Below are 16,238 nucleotides of genomic sequence, written 5' to 3' on the forward strand. Positions count from 1 at the left end.
CCCGAACACCCGCACGCAGAAAAAGCGCTTGCACGGCCCCGTTAGACTTGTCTCATGGCCATTCTCCTCGCGCATTAGACGGCGGGAACGTCCTCAGCCGTCCACCGTCAACCTCTTCCCGCCCTGGAGTCTGTCCGTGATCTCCGCCTCCGGTATCGAGCTGCGAGCCGGTGCCCGCGTCCTCATCGAGTCCGCCACCTTCCGTATCGCCAAGGGCGACCGCATCGGTCTGGTCGGGCGCAACGGCGCCGGCAAGACCACGCTGACCAAGGTCCTGGCAGGCGAGGGCACCCCGGCCGGGGGCACCGTCACCCGCTCCGGCGAGGTCGGCTACCTCCCCCAGGACCCCCGTACCGGCGACCTCGACGTGCTCGCCCGCGACCGCATCCTCTCCGCCCGCGGCCTGGACACCCTGATCCGCAAGATGCGGGAGAACGAACAGCGCATCGCCAACGGCAGCGGCGCCACCCGCGAGAAGGCGCTGCGCCAGTACGAGCGCCAGGAGACGGAGTTCCTCACCAAGGGCGGCTACTCCGCCGAGGCCGAGGCCGCCACCATCGCCGCCGCGCTGAACCTGCCCGACCGGGTCCTCGGCCAGCCGCTCCATACGCTCTCCGGCGGTCAGCGCCGCCGTATCGAGCTGGCCCGCATCCTGTTCTCCGACGCGGACACGCTGCTCCTGGACGAGCCGACGAACCACCTCGACGCCGACTCGATCGTCTGGCTGCGCGACTACCTGAAGACGTACCGCGGCGGCTTCATCGTGATCTCCCACGACACCGACCTCGTCGAGACCGTCGTGAACAAGGTGTTCTATCTGGACGCCAACCGCTCCCAGATCGACTACTACAACATGGGCTGGAAGCTCTACCAGCAGCAGCGCGAGGCCGACGAGAAGCGCCGCAAGCGCGAGCGGCAGAACGCCGAGAAGAAGGCCGCCGCCCTGCACTCGCAGGCCGACAAGATGCGCGCCAAGGCCACCAAGACGGTCGCCGCGCAGAACATGGCCAAGCGCGCCGACCGGCTGCTCGCCGGCCTTGATGCGGTCCGCGTCTCCGACAAGGTCGCCAAGCTGCGCTTCCCGGAGCCCTCGCCCTGCGGCAAGACCCCGCTCATGGCGGAGGGCCTGTCGAAGTCGTACGGCTCCCTGGAGATCTTCACCGACGTCGACCTGGCCATCGACAAGGGCTCGCGCGTCGTCATCCTCGGTCTGAACGGCGCCGGCAAGACGACCCTCCTGAAGCTCCTCGGCGGCGCCGAGAAGCCGGACACCGGCGAGGTCATCGAGGGCCACGGCCTCAAGCTCGGCTACTACGCGCAGGAGCACGAGACCCTCGACCCCGAGCGCACGGTCCTGGAGAACATGCGCTCCGCCGCCCCCGACCTGGACCTGGTCGAGGTCCGCAAGACCCTCGGCTCGTTCCTGTTCTCCGGCGACGACGTCGACAAGCCCGCCGGTGTCCTGTCCGGCGGCGAGAAGACCCGGCTCGCGCTCGCCACCCTGGTGGTGTCGTCCGCGAACGTCCTGCTCCTCGACGAGCCGACGAACAACCTCGACCCCGCCTCCCGCGAGGAGATCCTGGGCGCGCTGCGCACCTACAAGGGCGCCGTCGTCCTCGTCACCCACGACGAGGGCGCGGTCGAGGCGCTGCAGCCGGAGCGGATCATCCTGCTGCCGGACGGTGTCGAGGACCTCTGGGGTGCCGATTACGCGGACCTGGTCGCCCTGGCCTGATCGCAGCGGCTTGATCGAACCGGCTTCCCGGAGGCGTGATCCACTGCGTATGGATCATTCGGCCGATCGGTGATCCACCATCTGTGTGAGATCTCCTCGTACCGAAGTGTGTCCTACATCGATTTTGCGGCCGAGTCCTTTATCGACAAGGGCTCGGCCGTCGCACGTCCCTGACCTGGCACTTCGCGAAATAACCCGTTCGGCGGAACGAACGCCTCTGTGTGGAATCACAGATTCCTCTTGTGTGGACGTACTCCTGTCGTCAAAACCCTGTCTCACGGACCTTGCCGAATGGGTGGCCATGAAGCCCGGGAGGGGTGATCATGAGGAGACCAGAGCGCACTTCCCATGAGGAGGCACGGGTGGCCGAGACTCTGAAGAAGGGCAGCCGGGTAACCGGCGCCGCGCGCGACAAGCTCGCGGCAGACCTGAAGAAGAAGTACGACTCCGGTGCGAGCATTCGGGCGCTGGCCGAAGAGACCGGCCGCTCGTATGGCTTCGTGCACCGGATGCTCAGTGAGTCGGGCGTCACGCTTCGTGGGCGTGGCGGAGCGACACGAGGCAAAAAAGCCGCCGCGTCCTGACTCCGGGCGGTCCATCGCTCCGATGGTGACCACCCGGTCGGTCGGCTGACCGACCGGGTGGTTACTGTGCAGTCACTTAGCTAGTAGTTTGCTCTGTTGACCGCACTCATCGGAGGCTCGCATGGCTTCGCCCGCCCAGGACCTCGGTCCTGTACTCGACAAGGACGGCGTACGGCTCACCGTCGACGACGCGATCGCCACGGTGTCGCTGACCAACCCGGCCAAGCGCAACGCGCAGAGCCCCGCCATGTGGCGCGCGTTCGCCGAAGCCGGACGGCAGCTGCCGGGGTCGGTCCGGGTCGTGGTGCTGCGTGCCGAGGGCCGCTCCTTCTCCGCCGGCCTCGACCGGCAGATGTTCACGCCGGAAGGCATCGAGGGCGAGCCGACGTTCGTCGACCTTGCGCGCAGTGCCGACGGCGAACTCGACGCGAGCATCGCCGAGTTCCAGGAAGGCTTCACCTGGTGGCGGCGGAGCGACATCGTGTCCATCGCCGCTGTGCAGGGACATGCCATCGGCGCGGGCTTCCAGCTCGCCCTCGCCTGTGACCTGCGCGTCGTCGCCGACGACGTGCAGTTCGCCATGCGCGAGACCAGCCTCGGCCTGGTGCCGGACCTGACCGGCACGTACCCGTTGCTCAGCCTGGTCGGCTACGCCCGCGCGCTGGAGATCTGCGCGACCGGACGGGCCGTACTGGCCGAGGAGTCCGTCAATATCGGGCTCGCCAACCTCGCCGTGCCCGGCGACCAGCTCGACGCCGCCGTCAAGGACCTGGCGTCCGCTCTCCTGGCCGCACCCCGGGACGCCGTCATCGAGACCAAGGCGCTGCTGCGCGGGGCGCACGGCCGGTCCTACGACGACCAGCGCGCCGCCGAGCGGGCCGCACAGGCACGCCGGCTGCGGGACCTCGCAGGACTCGGCGAGTAGCCGCGGACGGGGCTCAGGCCGCCGTCACCAGTACCGCCACCGTCGGGTGACCGGGCAGCGCCCCGGACACCGCCGCACGGACCTCAAGGGCCACCTCAAGCGCCCTGCGGTCCGTGCGCACGGCGATCTCCACGCGCACGTGGCGGTGTGCCAGCGCCCCTTCTCCCTGCCGCTCCTCGATGTGCACCGCCCGGCCCAGGCCCCGCGTCAGCCGGACCACGCCCGCGACGGCCAGGGCGGCCGCGGCCGCCCGTTCCTCGTCACCGCCCGAGGGCTCAGGTGCCGCCGGCACGGACGGTTCCGGCGCCGGCGCGGGCTCCGGATCCTCGTCCAGCAGGGCCGTGACCCGCAGATCCACCTCCACGACCGTCAGACCGAGCCGCTGCGTCGCCGCGGTCGTCAGCGTCTCCCGCAGCCGGTCCGCCGCCGTCGGCAGCGCCTCGGCCGCCGTGGCCGCGAACTCCGCCGTCACCCGCAGCGGACCGGTCGGCAGCGCGCTCGGCGGCGCCGGTACGGCACTGTCGTACGCCTTGTCCGGATCGGCGAGCGCGATCCGCAGCCCCTCAAGCCGTACCCCGCGCAGGCCTCCGGCCGCGTGCCGCAGCACCGACCCGGCCGCCTCCTCCGTGATCCACGCGCCGTCGCGCGGGCCGCCGAGGGGCAGCAGTCTGCCGAGTCCGAGCCGATGCCGTACCGCGTGCGCCCACTGATCCGCCGTCATTGCCCCAGCCTGCCGCATCCCCGGGGCGCGGTGGGGCAACCCCACATACGGTGGTTCAAGGACGATGACCGGAAGGGACGTACGGCCATGACCGACATGACGGAGCAGGCCCGGGTGCAGGCCGGGGAGAACTCGGGCCAGGTGCAGACCCGTAAGCCCACCAAGCGGGGTGGCGGGGATCCGGGCTCGCGCGGGCGGACGACGATCGCCGACGGCGTGGTGGAGAAGATCGCCGGGCTCGCCGCGCGGGACGTCCTGGGCGTCCACGCGATGGGCAGCGGGCTCAGCCGGACCTTCGGGGCGGTGCGCGACCGGGTGCCCGGTGGTTCCAAATCGGTGAGCCGCGGGGTGAAGGCCGAGGTCGGCGAGGTGCAGACCGCGCTCGATCTGGAGATCGTCGTCGAGTACGGCGTGTCGATCGCGGACGTCGCGCGGGCCGTGCGGGAGAACGTGGTCGCCGCGGTGGAGCGGATGACCGGTCTCGAGGTCGTCGAGGTCAACATCGCCGTGAGCGACGTGAAGCTGCCGGACGAAGAGGACGACGAGCCGGAGCCCCGGATCCAGTGACGGGGGCGAATGAGCGGAGGAGAACACCATGAGCATGGCCGTGGTGGGCATGATCGCCGGGATGGCACTGGGATTCGCCGGGTACTTCGGCGGCTTCGGGGCCTTCCTCCTGGTGGCCGCCCTGGGCGCGATCGGTTTCGTCGTCGGCCGGTTCCTGGAGGGGGACCTGGAGATCGGGGACTTCTTCCGCACGCGTGACGACCGGCGGCGGTGACGTCCATGGGCGCGGGGACCGAGTCCGTCGGCAGCGGACGGGCGGCCGTCCCGCCCGGTGAGCGCGGGGCGACCCGGATCGCCGACCGGGTGGTCTCGAAGATCGCCGCCCAGGCGGCCCGCGAGGCCATCGGCCCGCTGCCGCCCGACGCCGTGTCCCCGCACGCCACCGTCGTGGTCCGCCAGAACGTCGCCCACGTACGCGTGCACGTCGAACTCGACTATCCGAGCGACATCGGGACCCGATGCGCGGATGTGCGTCACAACGTGGTCGAGCGGGTAGTCGCGTTGGTGGACATGGAGGTGCCCGAGGTCGCCGTGCACGTGGAACGGCTGCATCCGACACCCCACGGCGTGGGACAGGGGAGGACGCGATGAGCGAGCCTCAGGGCTTCGAGGGCGAAGGAACCACACAGCGGCTGCCGGTGATCGAGAAGGCACCCGGCACCGAGGGCGACGGTTCGACGGCCGATCACTGGCCACCACCCCTGCCCGAGGGCGAGGACACGGGCAGGGAGGTCGACGTCAAGGGCGGCGGACAGGGCCGCTTCTGGTCGGCGCGGCGCGTCCCCGCGACCCTCGTCGCCCTGCTCCTCCTCGCCGTGACCGGCCTCTTCCTCTACGACGTCGCGGCCGTCCGCGCGGACCGGCCCGCCATGCACTGGCGTCGCGAACTCGCCCGCCAGCTCGCCGAACGGCCGCTGGACGACACCGCGGTGCTCGTCGGCGCCGGCGTCGCCGCGGTCCTCGGCCTCTGGCTGATCGTCCTCGCCGCCACACCCGGCCTGCGCGCGGTGCTGCCGATGCGGCGCGCGCACACCGACGTGAGCGCCGGACTGCACCGCAACGCCGCCGCCCTGGTGCTGCGCGACCGCGCCATGGAGGTCGCCGGCGTCCAGTCGGCACGCGTGCGTGTGCGCCGTACCCGCGCGGACGTCCACGCCGTCTCCCACTTCCGTGAACTGGACGAGGTGCAGGACGACCTGGACACCGCCCTCGACGAGGCGGTCAAGGGTCTGGGGCTGGCCCGCCCGCCGCTCCTGTCGGTCCATGTCCGGCGCCCCGGGAAGAAGGGATGACCGCGATGCTCAGGATCGTCAACCGCGTACTCGTCGGACTGGTCGGTCTCGTCCTGGTCGTCCTCGGCGGCTCCGTGCTCGCCGTCGGACTGGGCGTGCGTCCGCCGTCCTGGTGGATCCACGACGGCCGGCACGACGTGCTGCTCAGCGACGCCGACCGCACCCGCTGGCGGGACTCCGGCTGGTGGTGGCCGACCGTCATCGCCGTGCTCGCCGTCCTCGTACTGCTGGCCCTGTGGTGGATCACCGCCAACCTGCGCCGCCACCGGCTCGCCGAGGTCCTCGTCGACACCGGCGACGGCGAGGGCGCGCTGCTGCGCGGCCGGGCCCTGGAGAGCGTGCTCGCGGGCGACGCGGGCGCCCCGGACGGCGTGGCCCACGCCCATGTCCACCTCACGGGCACCCGGACGGCGCCCCAGGCCCGCGTACAGCTCCTCCTCGAGCCGCACGTGGACCCGGCGACCGCCCTGCACCACCTCACGGACGAGGCCCTGACCCACGCCCGCAACTCGGCGGGACTGACGAAACTGCCGACCGAGGTCCGCCTCAGCGCGGTCAAACACCGGGCGGAACGCGTCAGTTGAGGCAGCCGCGGGCCGGCCGGCCACGCCACCGACGACCGGCCGCCGCCTACGCCACCGAGCCGCGCCCCCGCACCGCCTTCACGCGGGCTCGCAGGGCGTGCGGCACTAGAAGCCGTGCCGTGGGGCGTGCCCCGGTCCACCAGCGGCGTGACGCGGCCGGCGCTGCCCAAGCACTTGGCCACCGTGCATCGGCCCGCGCCCCCGCGCCGGCCTCACGCGGGCTCGCAGGGCGTGCGGCACTAGAAGCCGTGCCGCGGTGCGTGCCCCGGTCCACCGGCGGCGTGACGCGGCCGGCGCTGCCCAAGCACTTGGCGACTGTGCACCGGCCCGGCCCCCGCACCACCTTCACGTGCCCACGCGGTCTCGCAGGGCCTGCGGCACTCGGAAGCCGTGCCGCAGGGCGTGACCCGGTCCACCGACAGCATGCCGCGGCGGGCGCTGCCCACGCCCTTGGCCACCGTGCACGGACCCACGCCCCCGTACCGGCCTCACGCGGACTCGCAGGGCGGGCGTGCGGTGCTCAGAAGCCGTGTCGCATGCCCCCGTCCACCGGCAGCATGACGCCGGTCAGATAGGAAGCGGCCGGCGACAGGAAGAACGCGGCGGCCCGGCCGAACTCCTCGGGGCGTCCGTACCGGCGCAGCGGAATCCGTGACTCGTTGGCGGCTCTGGTCGCCACCGGGTCCGCCGACAGGCCGTCCAGCTCGCGCACGCGGTCCGTGTCGATACGGGCCGGCAGCAGCCCCACGACCCGGATGCCCCGCGGTCCCAGCTCGTCCGCGAGCGACTTCGCGAAACCGGCGAGACCCGGCCGCAGCGCGTTGGAGATCGTCAGTCCCGGAATCGGCTCGTGCACCGACGTGGACAGCACGAACCCGATGACACCGCCCTCCGGCAGCTCCGCGGCGGCGGCCCGGGCCAGCCGGACCGCGCCCAGGAACACCGACTCGAACGCCGACTGCCACTGCTCGTCCGTGGTGTCGGCGACGAAGCCGGCCGGCGGTCCGCCCACGCTGATGAGGATTCCGTCGAAGCGTCCGAACCGCTCCCGCGCGAACGCGATCAGGCGCTCGGCCGCGTCCGGCTCCGAGTTGTCGACGCCCACCCCGGCCGCGTCGGGCCCCAGTTCGGCCGCCGCGTCGGCGGCCCGCTTCTCGTCCCGCCCGGTGACGACCACCTTCGCGCCGTCCGCGACGAGCTCGCGCGCGGTCGCGTTGCCGAGGCCGCGGGTGGCCCCGGTGACGACGTACACCCGGTCCTTCAGTCCAAGATCCATGGCCCCTATCCTGCCCCCTCCGCCCCGAACAGAGCGAGGGCGGTGCTCACCAGACCGATGTGGCTGAAGGCCTGCGGGAAGTTGCCGAGCAGGCGGCCGGAGGCGGGGTCGTACTCCTCGGCCAGCAGCCCCACGTCGTTGGCGAGCCCCACCAGCCGTTCGAACAGCTCGCGCGCCTCCTTCGTACGGCCCGTCAGATGCAGCGCGTCCGCGAGCCAGAACGAGCACACCAGGAAGGTGCCCTCGCCGCCCGGCAGGCCGTCGACCGGGGACTCCTCGGCGCTGTAGCGGCGCATGAAGCCGTCGTGGCCCAGCTCCGCGCGGACCGCGTCCACGGTGCCGATCACGCGCGGGTCGTCGGGCGGCAGGAAGCCGACGCGGGGGATGAGCAGGAGCGAGGCGTCGAGTTCGACGGAACCGTAGGACTGCGTGAACGTGTTCCGCGCCGGGTCGTAGCCCTTCTCGCACACCTCGCGGTGGACCTCGTCCCGCATCGCGCGCCAGCCGTCCAGGTCGCCGGGCAGGTCCGGGTTCTCCTCCAGCGTGCGCACGGCGCGGTCGGCGGCCACCCACACCATCACCTTGGAGTGCACGAAGTGGCGCCGCCCGCCGCGCACCTCCCACAGCCCCTCGTCGGGCTGGCGCCACGCGGTCTCCAGAAACTCCATCAGGGTCCGCTGGAGCGCCCACATGTGCGGCTTCGTGGTCAGACCCGCGTGCCGGGCCAGCCACAGTGAGTCCATCACCTCGCCGTACACGTCCAACTGGAGCTGGTCGACCGCCCCGTTGCCGATGCGTACGGGTGCCGAGGCGCCGAACCCGGACAGCCACGGCAGCTCGAACTCGGGCAGCCGGCGCTCGCCCGCCAGGCCGTACATGATCTGTAGATCCGCCGGGTCGCCCGCGACCGCGCGCAGCAGCCACTTCCGCCAGGCCTCGGCCTCCTCCTGGTAGCCGGCCGACAGCAGCGCGCCCAGCGTGAGCGTGGAGTCGCGCAGCCAGCAGAACCGGTAGTCCCAGTTGCGGACCCCGCCCAGCTCCTCGGGCAGGGAGGTGGTCGGGGCGGCGACGATGCCGCCGGTCGGCCGGTACGTCAGGGCCTTGAGGGTGATCAGGGAGCGCAGTACGACGTCCCGGTGGGGGCCGTCGTAGCGGCAGCGGTCGGCCCAGGCCTGCCAGTCCTCGACACTGACGCGCAGCGCCTCGTACGGGTCGACCAGGTCCGGGCGGTGCTCGTGCGAGGGGTGCCAGGTGAGGACGAACGCGACCTGCTCGCCCTCCTCGACGGTGAACTCCGACACCGTGCTGAAGTCCTCGCCCCAGGTCCGCACCGACGGTTCGCTGCGCAGCCACGCCGAGTCCGGCCCCGCGACGGCCACCCGATGGCCGTGCACCTTGCGCACCCACGGCATGACCGAGCCGTAGTCGAAGCGCAGCCGCAGGGTGCTGCGCATGGTCACACGCCCGCTGACACCCTCGACGATGCGTACGAGGTCGGGGGCGCGGTCGCGCTGTGGCATCAGGTCGGTGACGCGGACCGTCCCCTCGTCGGTCTCCCATTCGGTGTCCAGGACGAGCGTGCCGGGACGGTAGGCGCGCCGGGTGCAGGCGCCGTCGGCGTCCTTGGGGGCGACGCGCCAGTGGCCGTTGTCCTCGTCGCCGAGCAGTCTGGCGAAACAGGCGGCCGAGTCGAAGCGGGGCAGACACAGCCAGTCGACCGAGCCGTCCCTGCCGATGAGGGCGGCGGTCTGCTCGTCGCCGATGAGCGCGTAATCCTCGATACGGGGGTGCACGGGGTGCGGGTTCCCGGCCGGAGGGTGCGGCAATCAAGGTGGAGGGCCGGGGGAGTGACACATCCCGCGGCTGCACCGCAGCGGGCGGCTACACCGCCGCGGGCTCCGCCTCCGGGACACTCTCCTTGGCCGCCGCCTCCGCGCGGTCACGGACCTCGCGGCGGACCAGGAACCACCAGCCCACCGGGACGGCCGCGGCGAACAGCCACCACTGGATCATGTACGCGTAGTTCAGCGGGGCGTCCTCGCTGCCCGGGTCGGAGATCTGCTCCGGGCTGCCGCCCTTCGGCGCGGGCCCGGTCTGCTGGATGTAGCCGCCGAGCACCACCTTGCCGAGCCGACGGGCCTGTTCCTCGCTGTTGATCAGCATGATCTGGCGGTCAGGCAGGCCCTTGAGGTCCTTGATGCCGCTGGCCGCGGTCGTCTCGTCGGCCATCAGCCGTCCCTTGACGGTGACCTGGCCCTTGGGCGGCGCGGGCACCTTGGGGTAGGCGGTCTGGCTCGCGGTCGCCGGGATCCAGCCGCGGTTGACCAGCAGCACCTTGCCGTCGGTGAGGACGAACGGGGTCAGGACGTGGAAGCCGACCTCGTCGTCGGAGTTGGTGCGCCGCCGCACGACGACCTCGTCGTCGGTGTCGAAGGTGCCGGTCGCGGTGACGGTGCGGTACTTCTCGTCGCGGGTCACCGCGTGGCCGGCGGTGGTCACCCGCTCCACCGGGACCGGTTCGGCGTGCAGGGCGTGCGAGACGAGGTCGTTGCGGGCGGTGCGCATCTCGTAGCGGTGCATCTGCCAGATGCCCAGCCTGATCATCGTGGGGATCAGGAGCAGGGCGATCAGGGTGAGGATCACCCACTGCCGGGACATCAGGAAGCGGTACACCCCACGACCGTACAACTCGGGCCGCGGGGTGCTTTCGCAGGGGTGTGGTCAGACCTTGTCGACGATGCCGGCCCTCCCCTCGGCGCGGGCGCAGTGGCCGCCGCAGTACCAGTGGCCCTCGACCTCGACGCCCTGCCCGATGATCTGCACCCGACAGTGCTCGCAGATCGGCGCCATGCGATGGATCGCACAGGAGAAGCAGTCGAAGACGTGGATCGCGCCCTGCGCGTGCACCTCGAAGGACATGCCGTAGTCATTGCCGCACACTTCACATCTCGCCATGCGCCACAGGGTGAGCCGTCACCGCCCCGCGGGCGAGCGGGCGCCGGGCGCGTCGCACGGCAATCACCCGTCCGTACGGCTCACCCGTCGGCGTCCTCGACGTCCCGCAGCAGCTGTCCGAACGCCGCCTCGTCGACGACCGGCGTGCCGAACTGCCGGGCCTTGACCACCTTCGAGGTGCCCGAGTCCGGGTCGTTCGTGACGAGCAGGCTGGTCAGCCGGGACAGGCTCGTGGCGACGTGCAGCCCCGCCTCGACCGCGCGGTCCTCCAGCAGGTCGCGCTCGACCGACGTGTCCCCGGAGAACGCCACCCGCATGCCCTGCTTGAGCGGCTTGCCGTCCTCGTAACGGCCGGGGTTGGGATACGGGCACGCGGGCCGCCTGCGCGCGGGGCGCCAACTGGTCGGCCGATAGCTGCCGTACCCGCCGCCCGACTGCTGCCCGATCACCGCCGCGGGCCGGTCCGTCCACTCGGTCAGCGGCCGGCACTCGTGCAACGGCAGCCGTACGCCCTCCGCCGCCGCGGCCAGCAGGCTCGGCCGGAACGCCTCCGCCAGCACGCGCGCGTCGTCCAGCGCGTGGTGCGCCCGCCGCTGCACGACGCCGAAGTGCTCGGCCAGCGTCGCCAGCTTGTGGTTGGGCAGCGGCAGCCGCAGCTCCTTGGAGAGCACGATCGTGCACAGCCGCTGCCGCACCGGCGCCTCGCGCCGGGCACGCGCGTACTCCCGGGCGATCATCTGCCAGTCGAAGACCGCGTTGTGCGCGACGAGCACCCGGCCCTCCAGGCGGGTCGAGAACTCCTCGGCGATGTCCTCGAAGAGGGGCGCGCCCTCCAGGACGTCACTCGTCAGACCGTGGATCCACACCGGGCCCGGGTCGCGCTCCGGATTGACCAGCGTGTACCAGTGGTCCTCGACCTCGCCGCGCGCGTCCAGCCGGTAGACGGCCGCGGAGATTATCCGGTCGTCCCGGGCGAGGCCCGTGGTCTCCACGTCGACCACCGCGTACCCCTGGGGATACGAGGACGGCCACGAAGTGGGAGAGGACACTGCGGTCGTCTGGTCATCGAGCATGGTCCCTGAGGATACGGGCCGCGACTGACACTCCCGTCCGGCCCCCTGTCCGTCAGCTCCCGTGCCGGGCCCACGTGTTCGAGCACGGCCGGCGCCCCGAACGTCTGCGCACACGGCTATGGACCTTTTCGCCGCCCGGTGCAAGCGTGCTGCCCGCCCGGCGTGTGACGGTCGACGGAAGGGCGGTACGGCGGATGGCACGCGTACGGTACGGCGCACGGACCGAGGCGGAGATCGCCGCCGCGCGCACGGCGAGCGCGAAGCTCCCCGACATCTGGTCCACCGGAGTGGTGGCTCTCTGGGAGAGCGACCCGGACGCGGTCGCCGCGGTGCTGCCACCGCCGCTGAAACCCACCGGGCGGCCCCTGGTCCGGGTGAACATCAGCAAGGTCCAACTGCCCGGATACCCGCTGGGCGCGGGCTCGTTCGCGGTCGCGGCGGCCCACGACGGCGTCGAGGGCTGGTACCCGCTCGTCATGCCGATGACCCACGAGCGGGCCCTCACCGGCGGCCGTGAGGTCTTCGGCGAACCCAAGAAGCTCGGCGAGGTCGTCGTCGACCGCGAGGGCCTCGTGGTGCGCGCCTCGCTGGCCCGGCACGGCATCGCCTTCGTGGAGGTGCGCGGCGCGGTCACCGAGCGGCTGCCCCTGCCGGAACCGAGCCGGAAGACCGACTTCTACTTCAAGTTCCTTCCGGCGGTGGACGGTTCGGGCTTCGACACCGAGCCGGTGCTCGTGCACTGCGTGCGCCACGAGAAGGTGCGCAAACTGGAGCGGATCACCGGGGACGTCGTCCTGCGCGAGTCGATGTACGACCCGGTGGCCGACCTGCCCGTGCGCCGGCTCGTCGAGATCACCCTCGGCGAGAAGACCAGCGACCAGCGCGGAAAGGTCGTCGAACGGGTCGACGCGCAGGCCCTGTTGCCGTACATCCACCAGCGCTACGACGACCCCCGGCAGATCCTGGACGGCCCGCCCGAGGGGAGCGTCTGATGGAGCTGCGGGCGGGACAGGTCGCCGTCGTCACCGGGGCGGCGAGCGGGATCGGACTGGCGATGGCGCGACGGTTCGCCGCCGAGGGGCTCAGGGTCGTCCTCGCCGACGTCGAACAAGGCGCTCTCGACAAGGCGGCGGCTCTCCTGCGGGACGAGGGCGCCGAGGTGCACGCACGCGTGGTGGACGTCGGCGAGCGCCAACAGGTGCTGGAGCTGGCCGAGTCGGCGTACGAGACGTACGGCGCCGTCCATGTGCTGTGCAACAACGCCGGGGTCGGCTCGGGGGCCGAGGGCCGGATGTGGGAGCACGAACCGAACGACTGGCAGTGGGCCTTCGCCGTCAATGTGTGGGGCGTCTTCCACGGCGTCCAGGCGTTCGTACCCAGGATGATCAAGTCGGGTCAACCCGGTCATGTCGTCAACACGTCCTCCGGCGACGGCGGCATCGCCCCCCTGCCCACCGCCTCCGTGTACGCCGTCACCAAGGCGGCCGTCGTGACGCTGACCGAGTCCCTGTACGCCCATCTCAGGGCGGAGCACACGCGGGTGGGCGCCTCCGTCCTCTTCCCGGGACCGCACATGCTGCGCACCGGCCTGTGGGAGTCGCACCGCAACCGGCCCGCCCGGTACGCCAAAGAGCGGCCTCGCCGGACGCCTTACCGCAGCCTCGACCAGTGGGAGACCGCGATGAAGGCGGCGGGCAAGGAGGTCGCCTTCACGCCGGTCGAGGAGGTCGCCGAGCTGGTCGTCGACGGCATCCGCGCGGACCGGTTCTGGCTGCTGCCCGAGAGCGAGCGCAGCGACGCCCAGATCCGGGCGCGGGCGCAGTCGATGCTCGACCGGGTCAACCCGTCGTACCTCGAAAGCTTCATCCTGGACTGAGGGGGCTGCTGTGACCGACCAGGACCCGTACCTGATCATCTCCTCCGACTGCCACGCCGGACTGCCCACCGAGGAGTACCGGCCCTATCTGGACGCCCGTTTCCACCGGGACTTCGACGACTTCCTCGCCGGGCGCGAGCGGCGCCGGGAGGAGATGACCCGGCTCGGCATCCGCAACGAGGCCTTCGCGACGAAGTGGTTCCAGGACAACGAGGAGGGCCTGCGCGGGGGTTGGGACAGCGCGCAGCGGCTCAAGGAACTGGACGGCGACGGGGTGGCCGCCGAGGTCGTCTTCCCGGACGCCGACGCCGTGGACAGCCGGACGGCCGCGCCCTTCGGGGTCGGTCTCGGCCTCTCCGGCGACCACGACCCCGAGTTGGGCATGGCGGGCGCCCAGGCGCACAACCGCTGGCTCGCCGACTTCGTGTCACAGAACCCCGAACGGCACTGCGGGGTCGCCCTGTTGCCGGTGACGGCTCCCACGGAGAAGGTCGTCGCGGAGATCCACCGCGCCAAGGAATCCGGCCTCGGCGCCCTCATGATCCCGTCCATGTGGGTCGACAAGGAGCCCTACCACGACCGCCGTTACGACCCGGTGTGGGCGGCCGCAGCCGAGTGCGCGATGCCGGTCCTCACGCACTCCGGGGCGGCCCCGCGGCACGAGTACGGCGACCACCTCGGGATCTACGTCTCCGAGGTCACCTGGTGGCCCGCCAGGCCGCTGTGGTTCCTGCTCTGGTCGGGCGTCTTCGAACGCCATCCGGGTCTCAAGTTCGGTGTGGCGGAGTCGGGTTGCTGGTGGCTGCCCAACCTCCTCTGGTTCATGGACCGCCTCTACCTGGGCGCGCACGGCGGCAAGAAGCTGTCGCCCTTCGGGGAGCTGAAACGGCCGCCGCACGAGTACCTCGACCGGCAGGTCTTCATCTGCGCCACCAACACCAAGCGCCGTGAACTGGCCCAGCGCTACGAGATCGGCGTCGACAACATCCTCTGGGGCAGCGACTTCCCGCACCCCGAGGGCACCTGGCCCGACACGCGCGCGTGGCTGACGCGCACCTTCCACGACATCCCGGTCGACGAGACCCGCCGCATGCTGGGCCTGGCCGCGGCCGACGTCTTCGGCTTCGACGTGGCCAGGTTGACCCCGCTGGCCCACCGCATCGGGCCCACGCCCGCCGACCTCGGCCAGCCCGACGACCAGACGGCCGTGGCGGCCTCGTGGGCGCGCTCGCGCGAGGTGGGCCGGCACTGGCTGACCGACCACGACTTCCCGGTGCTGGGGGTGACGCCGTGAGTTCCATGGGCTCCTCGGGCTTCACGGACTCCATGGGCGAGGACCGGTACACGGTCATCTCGGCGGACTGCCACGCGGGCGCCGATCTCCTGGACTACCGGCCCTACTTGGAGCAGCGCTTCCACGACGAGTTCGACGCCTGGGCGGCCACCTACGTCAACCCGTACGAGGACCTGCTCGCCGACACGGCCGACAAGAACTGGAACTCCGCGCGCCGGACAGCGGAGTTGGAGGAGGACGGCATCGTCGCCGAGGTCGTCTTCCCGAACACCATCCCGCCGTTCTTCCCGTCCGGCTCCCTGATGGCGCCCGCCCCGACCGCCGAGGACCTCGACCGGCGCTGGGCCGGACTGCGCGCCCACAACCGCTGGTTGGCCGACTTCTGCGCCGCGGCACCGGGCCGCAGGGCGGGCGTCTTCCAGGTCCTCCTCAACGACCCCGAGGAGGCGGTGCGCGAGATCCGGTGGGCGGTCGAAGCGGGCCTCAAGGGCGGCCTGTTGCTCCCCGGCACCCCACCGGGCTCCGGCCTGCCCGAGCTGTACTCCTCGGCGTACGACCCGATCTGGGCCGTCTGCGCCGAACTCGGCGTCCCCGTCAACCACCACGCGGGCTCGGCCTCCCCGCCGCTGGGCGAGGAACCGGCGGCCCGGGCGGTCTTCATGGTGGAGACGACCTGGTTCTCGCACCGGGCGCTGTGGCACCTGGTCTTCGGCGGTGCCTTCCGCCGTCACCCGGACCTCAGGCTGGTCCTCACCGAGCAGGGCTCCGGCTGGATCCCCGGAGTCCTCGACATGCTGGACTACTACCACGGGCGGCTGGTCAGGGCCGCGACGAAGGCGGCCACCGCGGAGTCCAAGTTCGGCGCGGGACTCGCCGCCCGCATGGGCAAGGCACCTTCCGAGGTGTGGCGCGACAACTGCTTCGTCGGCGCCAGCTTCATGCGCCCCCACGAAGTGCCGCTACGGGACCGTATCGGCGTCGAGAAGATCATGTGGGGCAGCGACTACCCGCACGACGAGGGCACCTACCCGTACTCCCGCGAAGGGCTGCGCTGTGCCTACGCGCGCGTGCCCCGCGAGGAGGTCGCCGCGATGGTGGGCGGCAACGCGGCCCGCGTGTACGGCTTCGACCTCGACCGACTGGACCCGATCGCGGCGAAGGTGGGACCGACGGTCGAAGAACTCGCGGAGCCGCTCGCCCGGCCGCCCGCGGACGCGACGAGCCCGGTGTTCGCCAAGGGAGCGTCGGTGCGGGTGTGGTGACGGGTCCGGCGTGACCCCGGGTGGCATCCTCCCGGTGTGACGGAACCAGCGAACGGCGCGGACGACCAAGGGCAGGACGAGGCACACCCGGAAA

18 protein-coding genes are annotated in these 16,238 nt (G+C 71.7%); 12 read left to right on the top strand and 6 right to left on the bottom strand.

Annotation, left to right across the window (positions count from 1 at the left end; all coding sequences use genetic code 11):
• Positions 1–136: 136 nt before the first annotated feature.
• The 3 genes from ACWD5F_RS27325 to ACWD5F_RS27335 all read left to right on the top strand — a co-directional run bounded on the left by ACWD5F_RS27325 (position 137) and on the right by ACWD5F_RS27335 (position 3,244).
• A complete protein-coding gene (locus ACWD5F_RS27325) occupies positions 137–1,735 on the top strand; it encodes an ABC-F family ATP-binding cassette domain-containing protein (protein ID WP_401727911.1) in 1,599 nt (532 codons plus the stop codon).
• 362 nt (positions 1,736–2,097) lie between these two features.
• The gene (locus ACWD5F_RS27330; RefSeq protein WP_018533414.1) at positions 2,098–2,319 is read left to right on the top strand and encodes a helix-turn-helix domain-containing protein; all 222 of its coding nucleotides are present in this window, start codon (positions 2,098–2,100) and stop codon (positions 2,317–2,319) included.
• Positions 2,320–2,440: 121 nt separating this feature from the next.
• On the top strand, positions 2,441–3,244 hold the full coding sequence (locus tag ACWD5F_RS27335) for an enoyl-CoA hydratase/isomerase family protein (protein ID WP_451258194.1): 804 nt from the start codon (positions 2,441–2,443) through the stop codon (positions 3,242–3,244).
• A 13-nt stretch (positions 3,245–3,257) separates the two neighbouring features.
• On the opposite strand, the gene ACWD5F_RS27340 is transcribed toward ACWD5F_RS27335, so the two are convergent.
• Positions 3,258–3,965: a nucleopolyhedrovirus P10 family protein gene (locus ACWD5F_RS27340; RefSeq protein ID WP_451258196.1), complete on the bottom strand. Its 708-nt coding sequence runs from the start codon at positions 3,963–3,965 to the stop codon at positions 3,258–3,260.
• An 87-nt stretch (positions 3,966–4,052) separates the two neighbouring features.
• Between ACWD5F_RS27340 and ACWD5F_RS27345 the strand changes: the two genes are divergently transcribed.
• The 5 genes from ACWD5F_RS27345 to amaP are packed head-to-tail and all read left to right on the top strand — an operon-like array spanning position 4,053 to position 6,408.
• Positions 4,053–4,532, top strand: coding sequence for an Asp23/Gls24 family envelope stress response protein (locus ACWD5F_RS27345; RefSeq protein ID WP_124002411.1), 480 nt, complete (start codon positions 4,053–4,055; stop codon positions 4,530–4,532).
• A 28-nt stretch (positions 4,533–4,560) separates the two neighbouring features.
• On the top strand, positions 4,561–4,746 hold the full coding sequence (locus ACWD5F_RS27350) for a hypothetical protein (protein ID WP_124002412.1): 186 nt from the start codon (positions 4,561–4,563) through the stop codon (positions 4,744–4,746).
• Between the two features lie 5 nt (positions 4,747–4,751).
• Entirely contained in the window at positions 4,752–5,123 is a 372-nt protein-coding gene (locus tag ACWD5F_RS27355) for an Asp23/Gls24 family envelope stress response protein (protein WP_451258199.1), read from the top strand.
• Positions 5,120–5,824, top strand: coding sequence for a DUF6286 domain-containing protein (locus ACWD5F_RS27360; protein WP_451258201.1), 705 nt, complete (start codon positions 5,120–5,122; stop codon positions 5,822–5,824). The genes ACWD5F_RS27355 and ACWD5F_RS27360 overlap by 4 nt, the downstream gene beginning before the upstream one ends.
• Positions 5,821–6,408 carry an alkaline shock response membrane anchor protein AmaP gene (amaP, locus tag ACWD5F_RS27365; RefSeq protein WP_451258203.1) on the top strand — a complete coding sequence of 196 codons (588 nt, stop codon included), beginning with the start codon at positions 5,821–5,823 and terminating at the stop codon, positions 6,406–6,408. The genes ACWD5F_RS27360 and amaP overlap by 4 nt, the downstream gene beginning before the upstream one ends.
• A 520-nt stretch (positions 6,409–6,928) precedes the next feature.
• Here amaP and ACWD5F_RS27370 read toward each other — a convergent pair.
• From ACWD5F_RS27370 to ACWD5F_RS27390, 5 genes are all read right to left on the bottom strand, one after another.
• Positions 6,929–7,684, bottom strand: a complete 756-nt coding sequence (locus ACWD5F_RS27370; protein WP_401727907.1) for an SDR family oxidoreductase — start codon at positions 7,682–7,684, stop codon at positions 6,929–6,931.
• 5 nt (positions 7,685–7,689) lie between these two features.
• A complete protein-coding gene (locus tag ACWD5F_RS27375) occupies positions 7,690–9,477 on the bottom strand; it encodes a glycoside hydrolase family 15 protein (protein WP_451258205.1) in 1,788 nt (595 codons plus the stop codon).
• Positions 9,478–9,565: 88 nt separating this feature from the next.
• Positions 9,566–10,357, bottom strand: coding sequence for an SURF1 family cytochrome oxidase biogenesis protein (locus ACWD5F_RS27380; RefSeq protein WP_451258207.1), 792 nt, complete (start codon positions 10,355–10,357; stop codon positions 9,566–9,568).
• Positions 10,358–10,405: 48 nt separating this feature from the next.
• Positions 10,406–10,639 carry a hypothetical protein gene (locus ACWD5F_RS27385; RefSeq protein WP_324973319.1) on the bottom strand — a complete coding sequence of 78 codons (234 nt, stop codon included), beginning with the start codon at positions 10,637–10,639 and terminating at the stop codon, positions 10,406–10,408.
• Between the two features lie 80 nt (positions 10,640–10,719).
• Positions 10,720–11,712, bottom strand: a complete 993-nt coding sequence (locus ACWD5F_RS27390) for a DEDDh family exonuclease (protein WP_451258208.1) — start codon at positions 11,710–11,712, stop codon at positions 10,720–10,722.
• Between the two features lie 194 nt (positions 11,713–11,906).
• On the opposite strand from ACWD5F_RS27390, the gene ACWD5F_RS27395 reads away from it, so the two are divergent.
• Genes ACWD5F_RS27395 through ACWD5F_RS27410 form a run of 4 tightly spaced genes read left to right on the top strand, consistent with a single transcriptional unit; the run spans position 11,907 to position 16,144 of the window.
• Entirely contained in the window at positions 11,907–12,704 is a 798-nt protein-coding gene (locus ACWD5F_RS27395; protein ID WP_451258210.1) for an acetoacetate decarboxylase family protein, read from the top strand.
• On the top strand, positions 12,704–13,588 hold the full coding sequence (locus tag ACWD5F_RS27400; RefSeq protein ID WP_451258212.1) for an SDR family NAD(P)-dependent oxidoreductase: 885 nt from the start codon (positions 12,704–12,706) through the stop codon (positions 13,586–13,588). The genes ACWD5F_RS27395 and ACWD5F_RS27400 overlap by 1 nt, the downstream gene beginning before the upstream one ends.
• 10 nt (positions 13,589–13,598) lie before the next feature.
• Positions 13,599–14,882 carry an amidohydrolase family protein gene (locus ACWD5F_RS27405; RefSeq protein WP_451258214.1) on the top strand — a complete coding sequence of 428 codons (1,284 nt, stop codon included), beginning with the start codon at positions 13,599–13,601 and terminating at the stop codon, positions 14,880–14,882.
• Positions 14,883–14,914: 32 nt separating this feature from the next.
• Positions 14,915–16,144: an amidohydrolase family protein gene (locus tag ACWD5F_RS27410; RefSeq protein ID WP_451258294.1), complete on the top strand. Its 1,230-nt coding sequence runs from the start codon at positions 14,915–14,917 to the stop codon at positions 16,142–16,144.
• The last annotated feature ends 94 nt before the right edge of the window (positions 16,145–16,238 follow it).

The organism is Streptomyces sp. NPDC002499 (genome assembly GCF_053595415.1).

Excerpts from the sequence above, each read along its gene's own strand:
- ACWD5F_RS27360 (WP_451258201.1), top strand. The coding sequence starts at position 5,120 with ATGAGCGAGCCTCAGGGCTTCGAGGGCGAAGGAACCACACAGCGGCTG.
- ACWD5F_RS27340 (WP_451258196.1), bottom strand. The coding sequence starts at position 3,965 with ATGACGGCGGATCAGTGGGCGCACGCGGTACGGCATCGGCTCGGACTC.
- ACWD5F_RS27385 (WP_324973319.1), bottom strand. The coding sequence starts at position 10,639 with ATGGCGAGATGTGAAGTGTGCGGCAATGACTACGGCATGTCCTTCGAG.
- ACWD5F_RS27410 (WP_451258294.1), top strand. The coding sequence starts at position 14,915 with ATGGGCGAGGACCGGTACACGGTCATCTCGGCGGACTGCCACGCGGGC.
- ACWD5F_RS27355 (WP_451258199.1), top strand. The coding sequence starts at position 4,752 with ATGGGCGCGGGGACCGAGTCCGTCGGCAGCGGACGGGCGGCCGTCCCG.
- ACWD5F_RS27400 (WP_451258212.1), top strand. The coding sequence starts at position 12,704 with ATGGAGCTGCGGGCGGGACAGGTCGCCGTCGTCACCGGGGCGGCGAGC.
- ACWD5F_RS27335 (WP_451258194.1), top strand. The coding sequence starts at position 2,441 with ATGGCTTCGCCCGCCCAGGACCTCGGTCCTGTACTCGACAAGGACGGC.
- ACWD5F_RS27395 (WP_451258210.1), top strand. The coding sequence starts at position 11,907 with ATGGCACGCGTACGGTACGGCGCACGGACCGAGGCGGAGATCGCCGCC.
- ACWD5F_RS27390 (WP_451258208.1), bottom strand. The coding sequence starts at position 11,712 with ATGCTCGATGACCAGACGACCGCAGTGTCCTCTCCCACTTCGTGGCCG.
- amaP (WP_451258203.1), top strand. The coding sequence starts at position 5,821 with ATGACCGCGATGCTCAGGATCGTCAACCGCGTACTCGTCGGACTGGTC.
- ACWD5F_RS27350 (WP_124002412.1), top strand. The coding sequence starts at position 4,561 with ATGAGCATGGCCGTGGTGGGCATGATCGCCGGGATGGCACTGGGATTC.
- ACWD5F_RS27370 (WP_401727907.1), bottom strand. The coding sequence starts at position 7,684 with ATGGATCTTGGACTGAAGGACCGGGTGTACGTCGTCACCGGGGCCACC.
- ACWD5F_RS27345 (WP_124002411.1), top strand. The coding sequence starts at position 4,053 with ATGACCGACATGACGGAGCAGGCCCGGGTGCAGGCCGGGGAGAACTCG.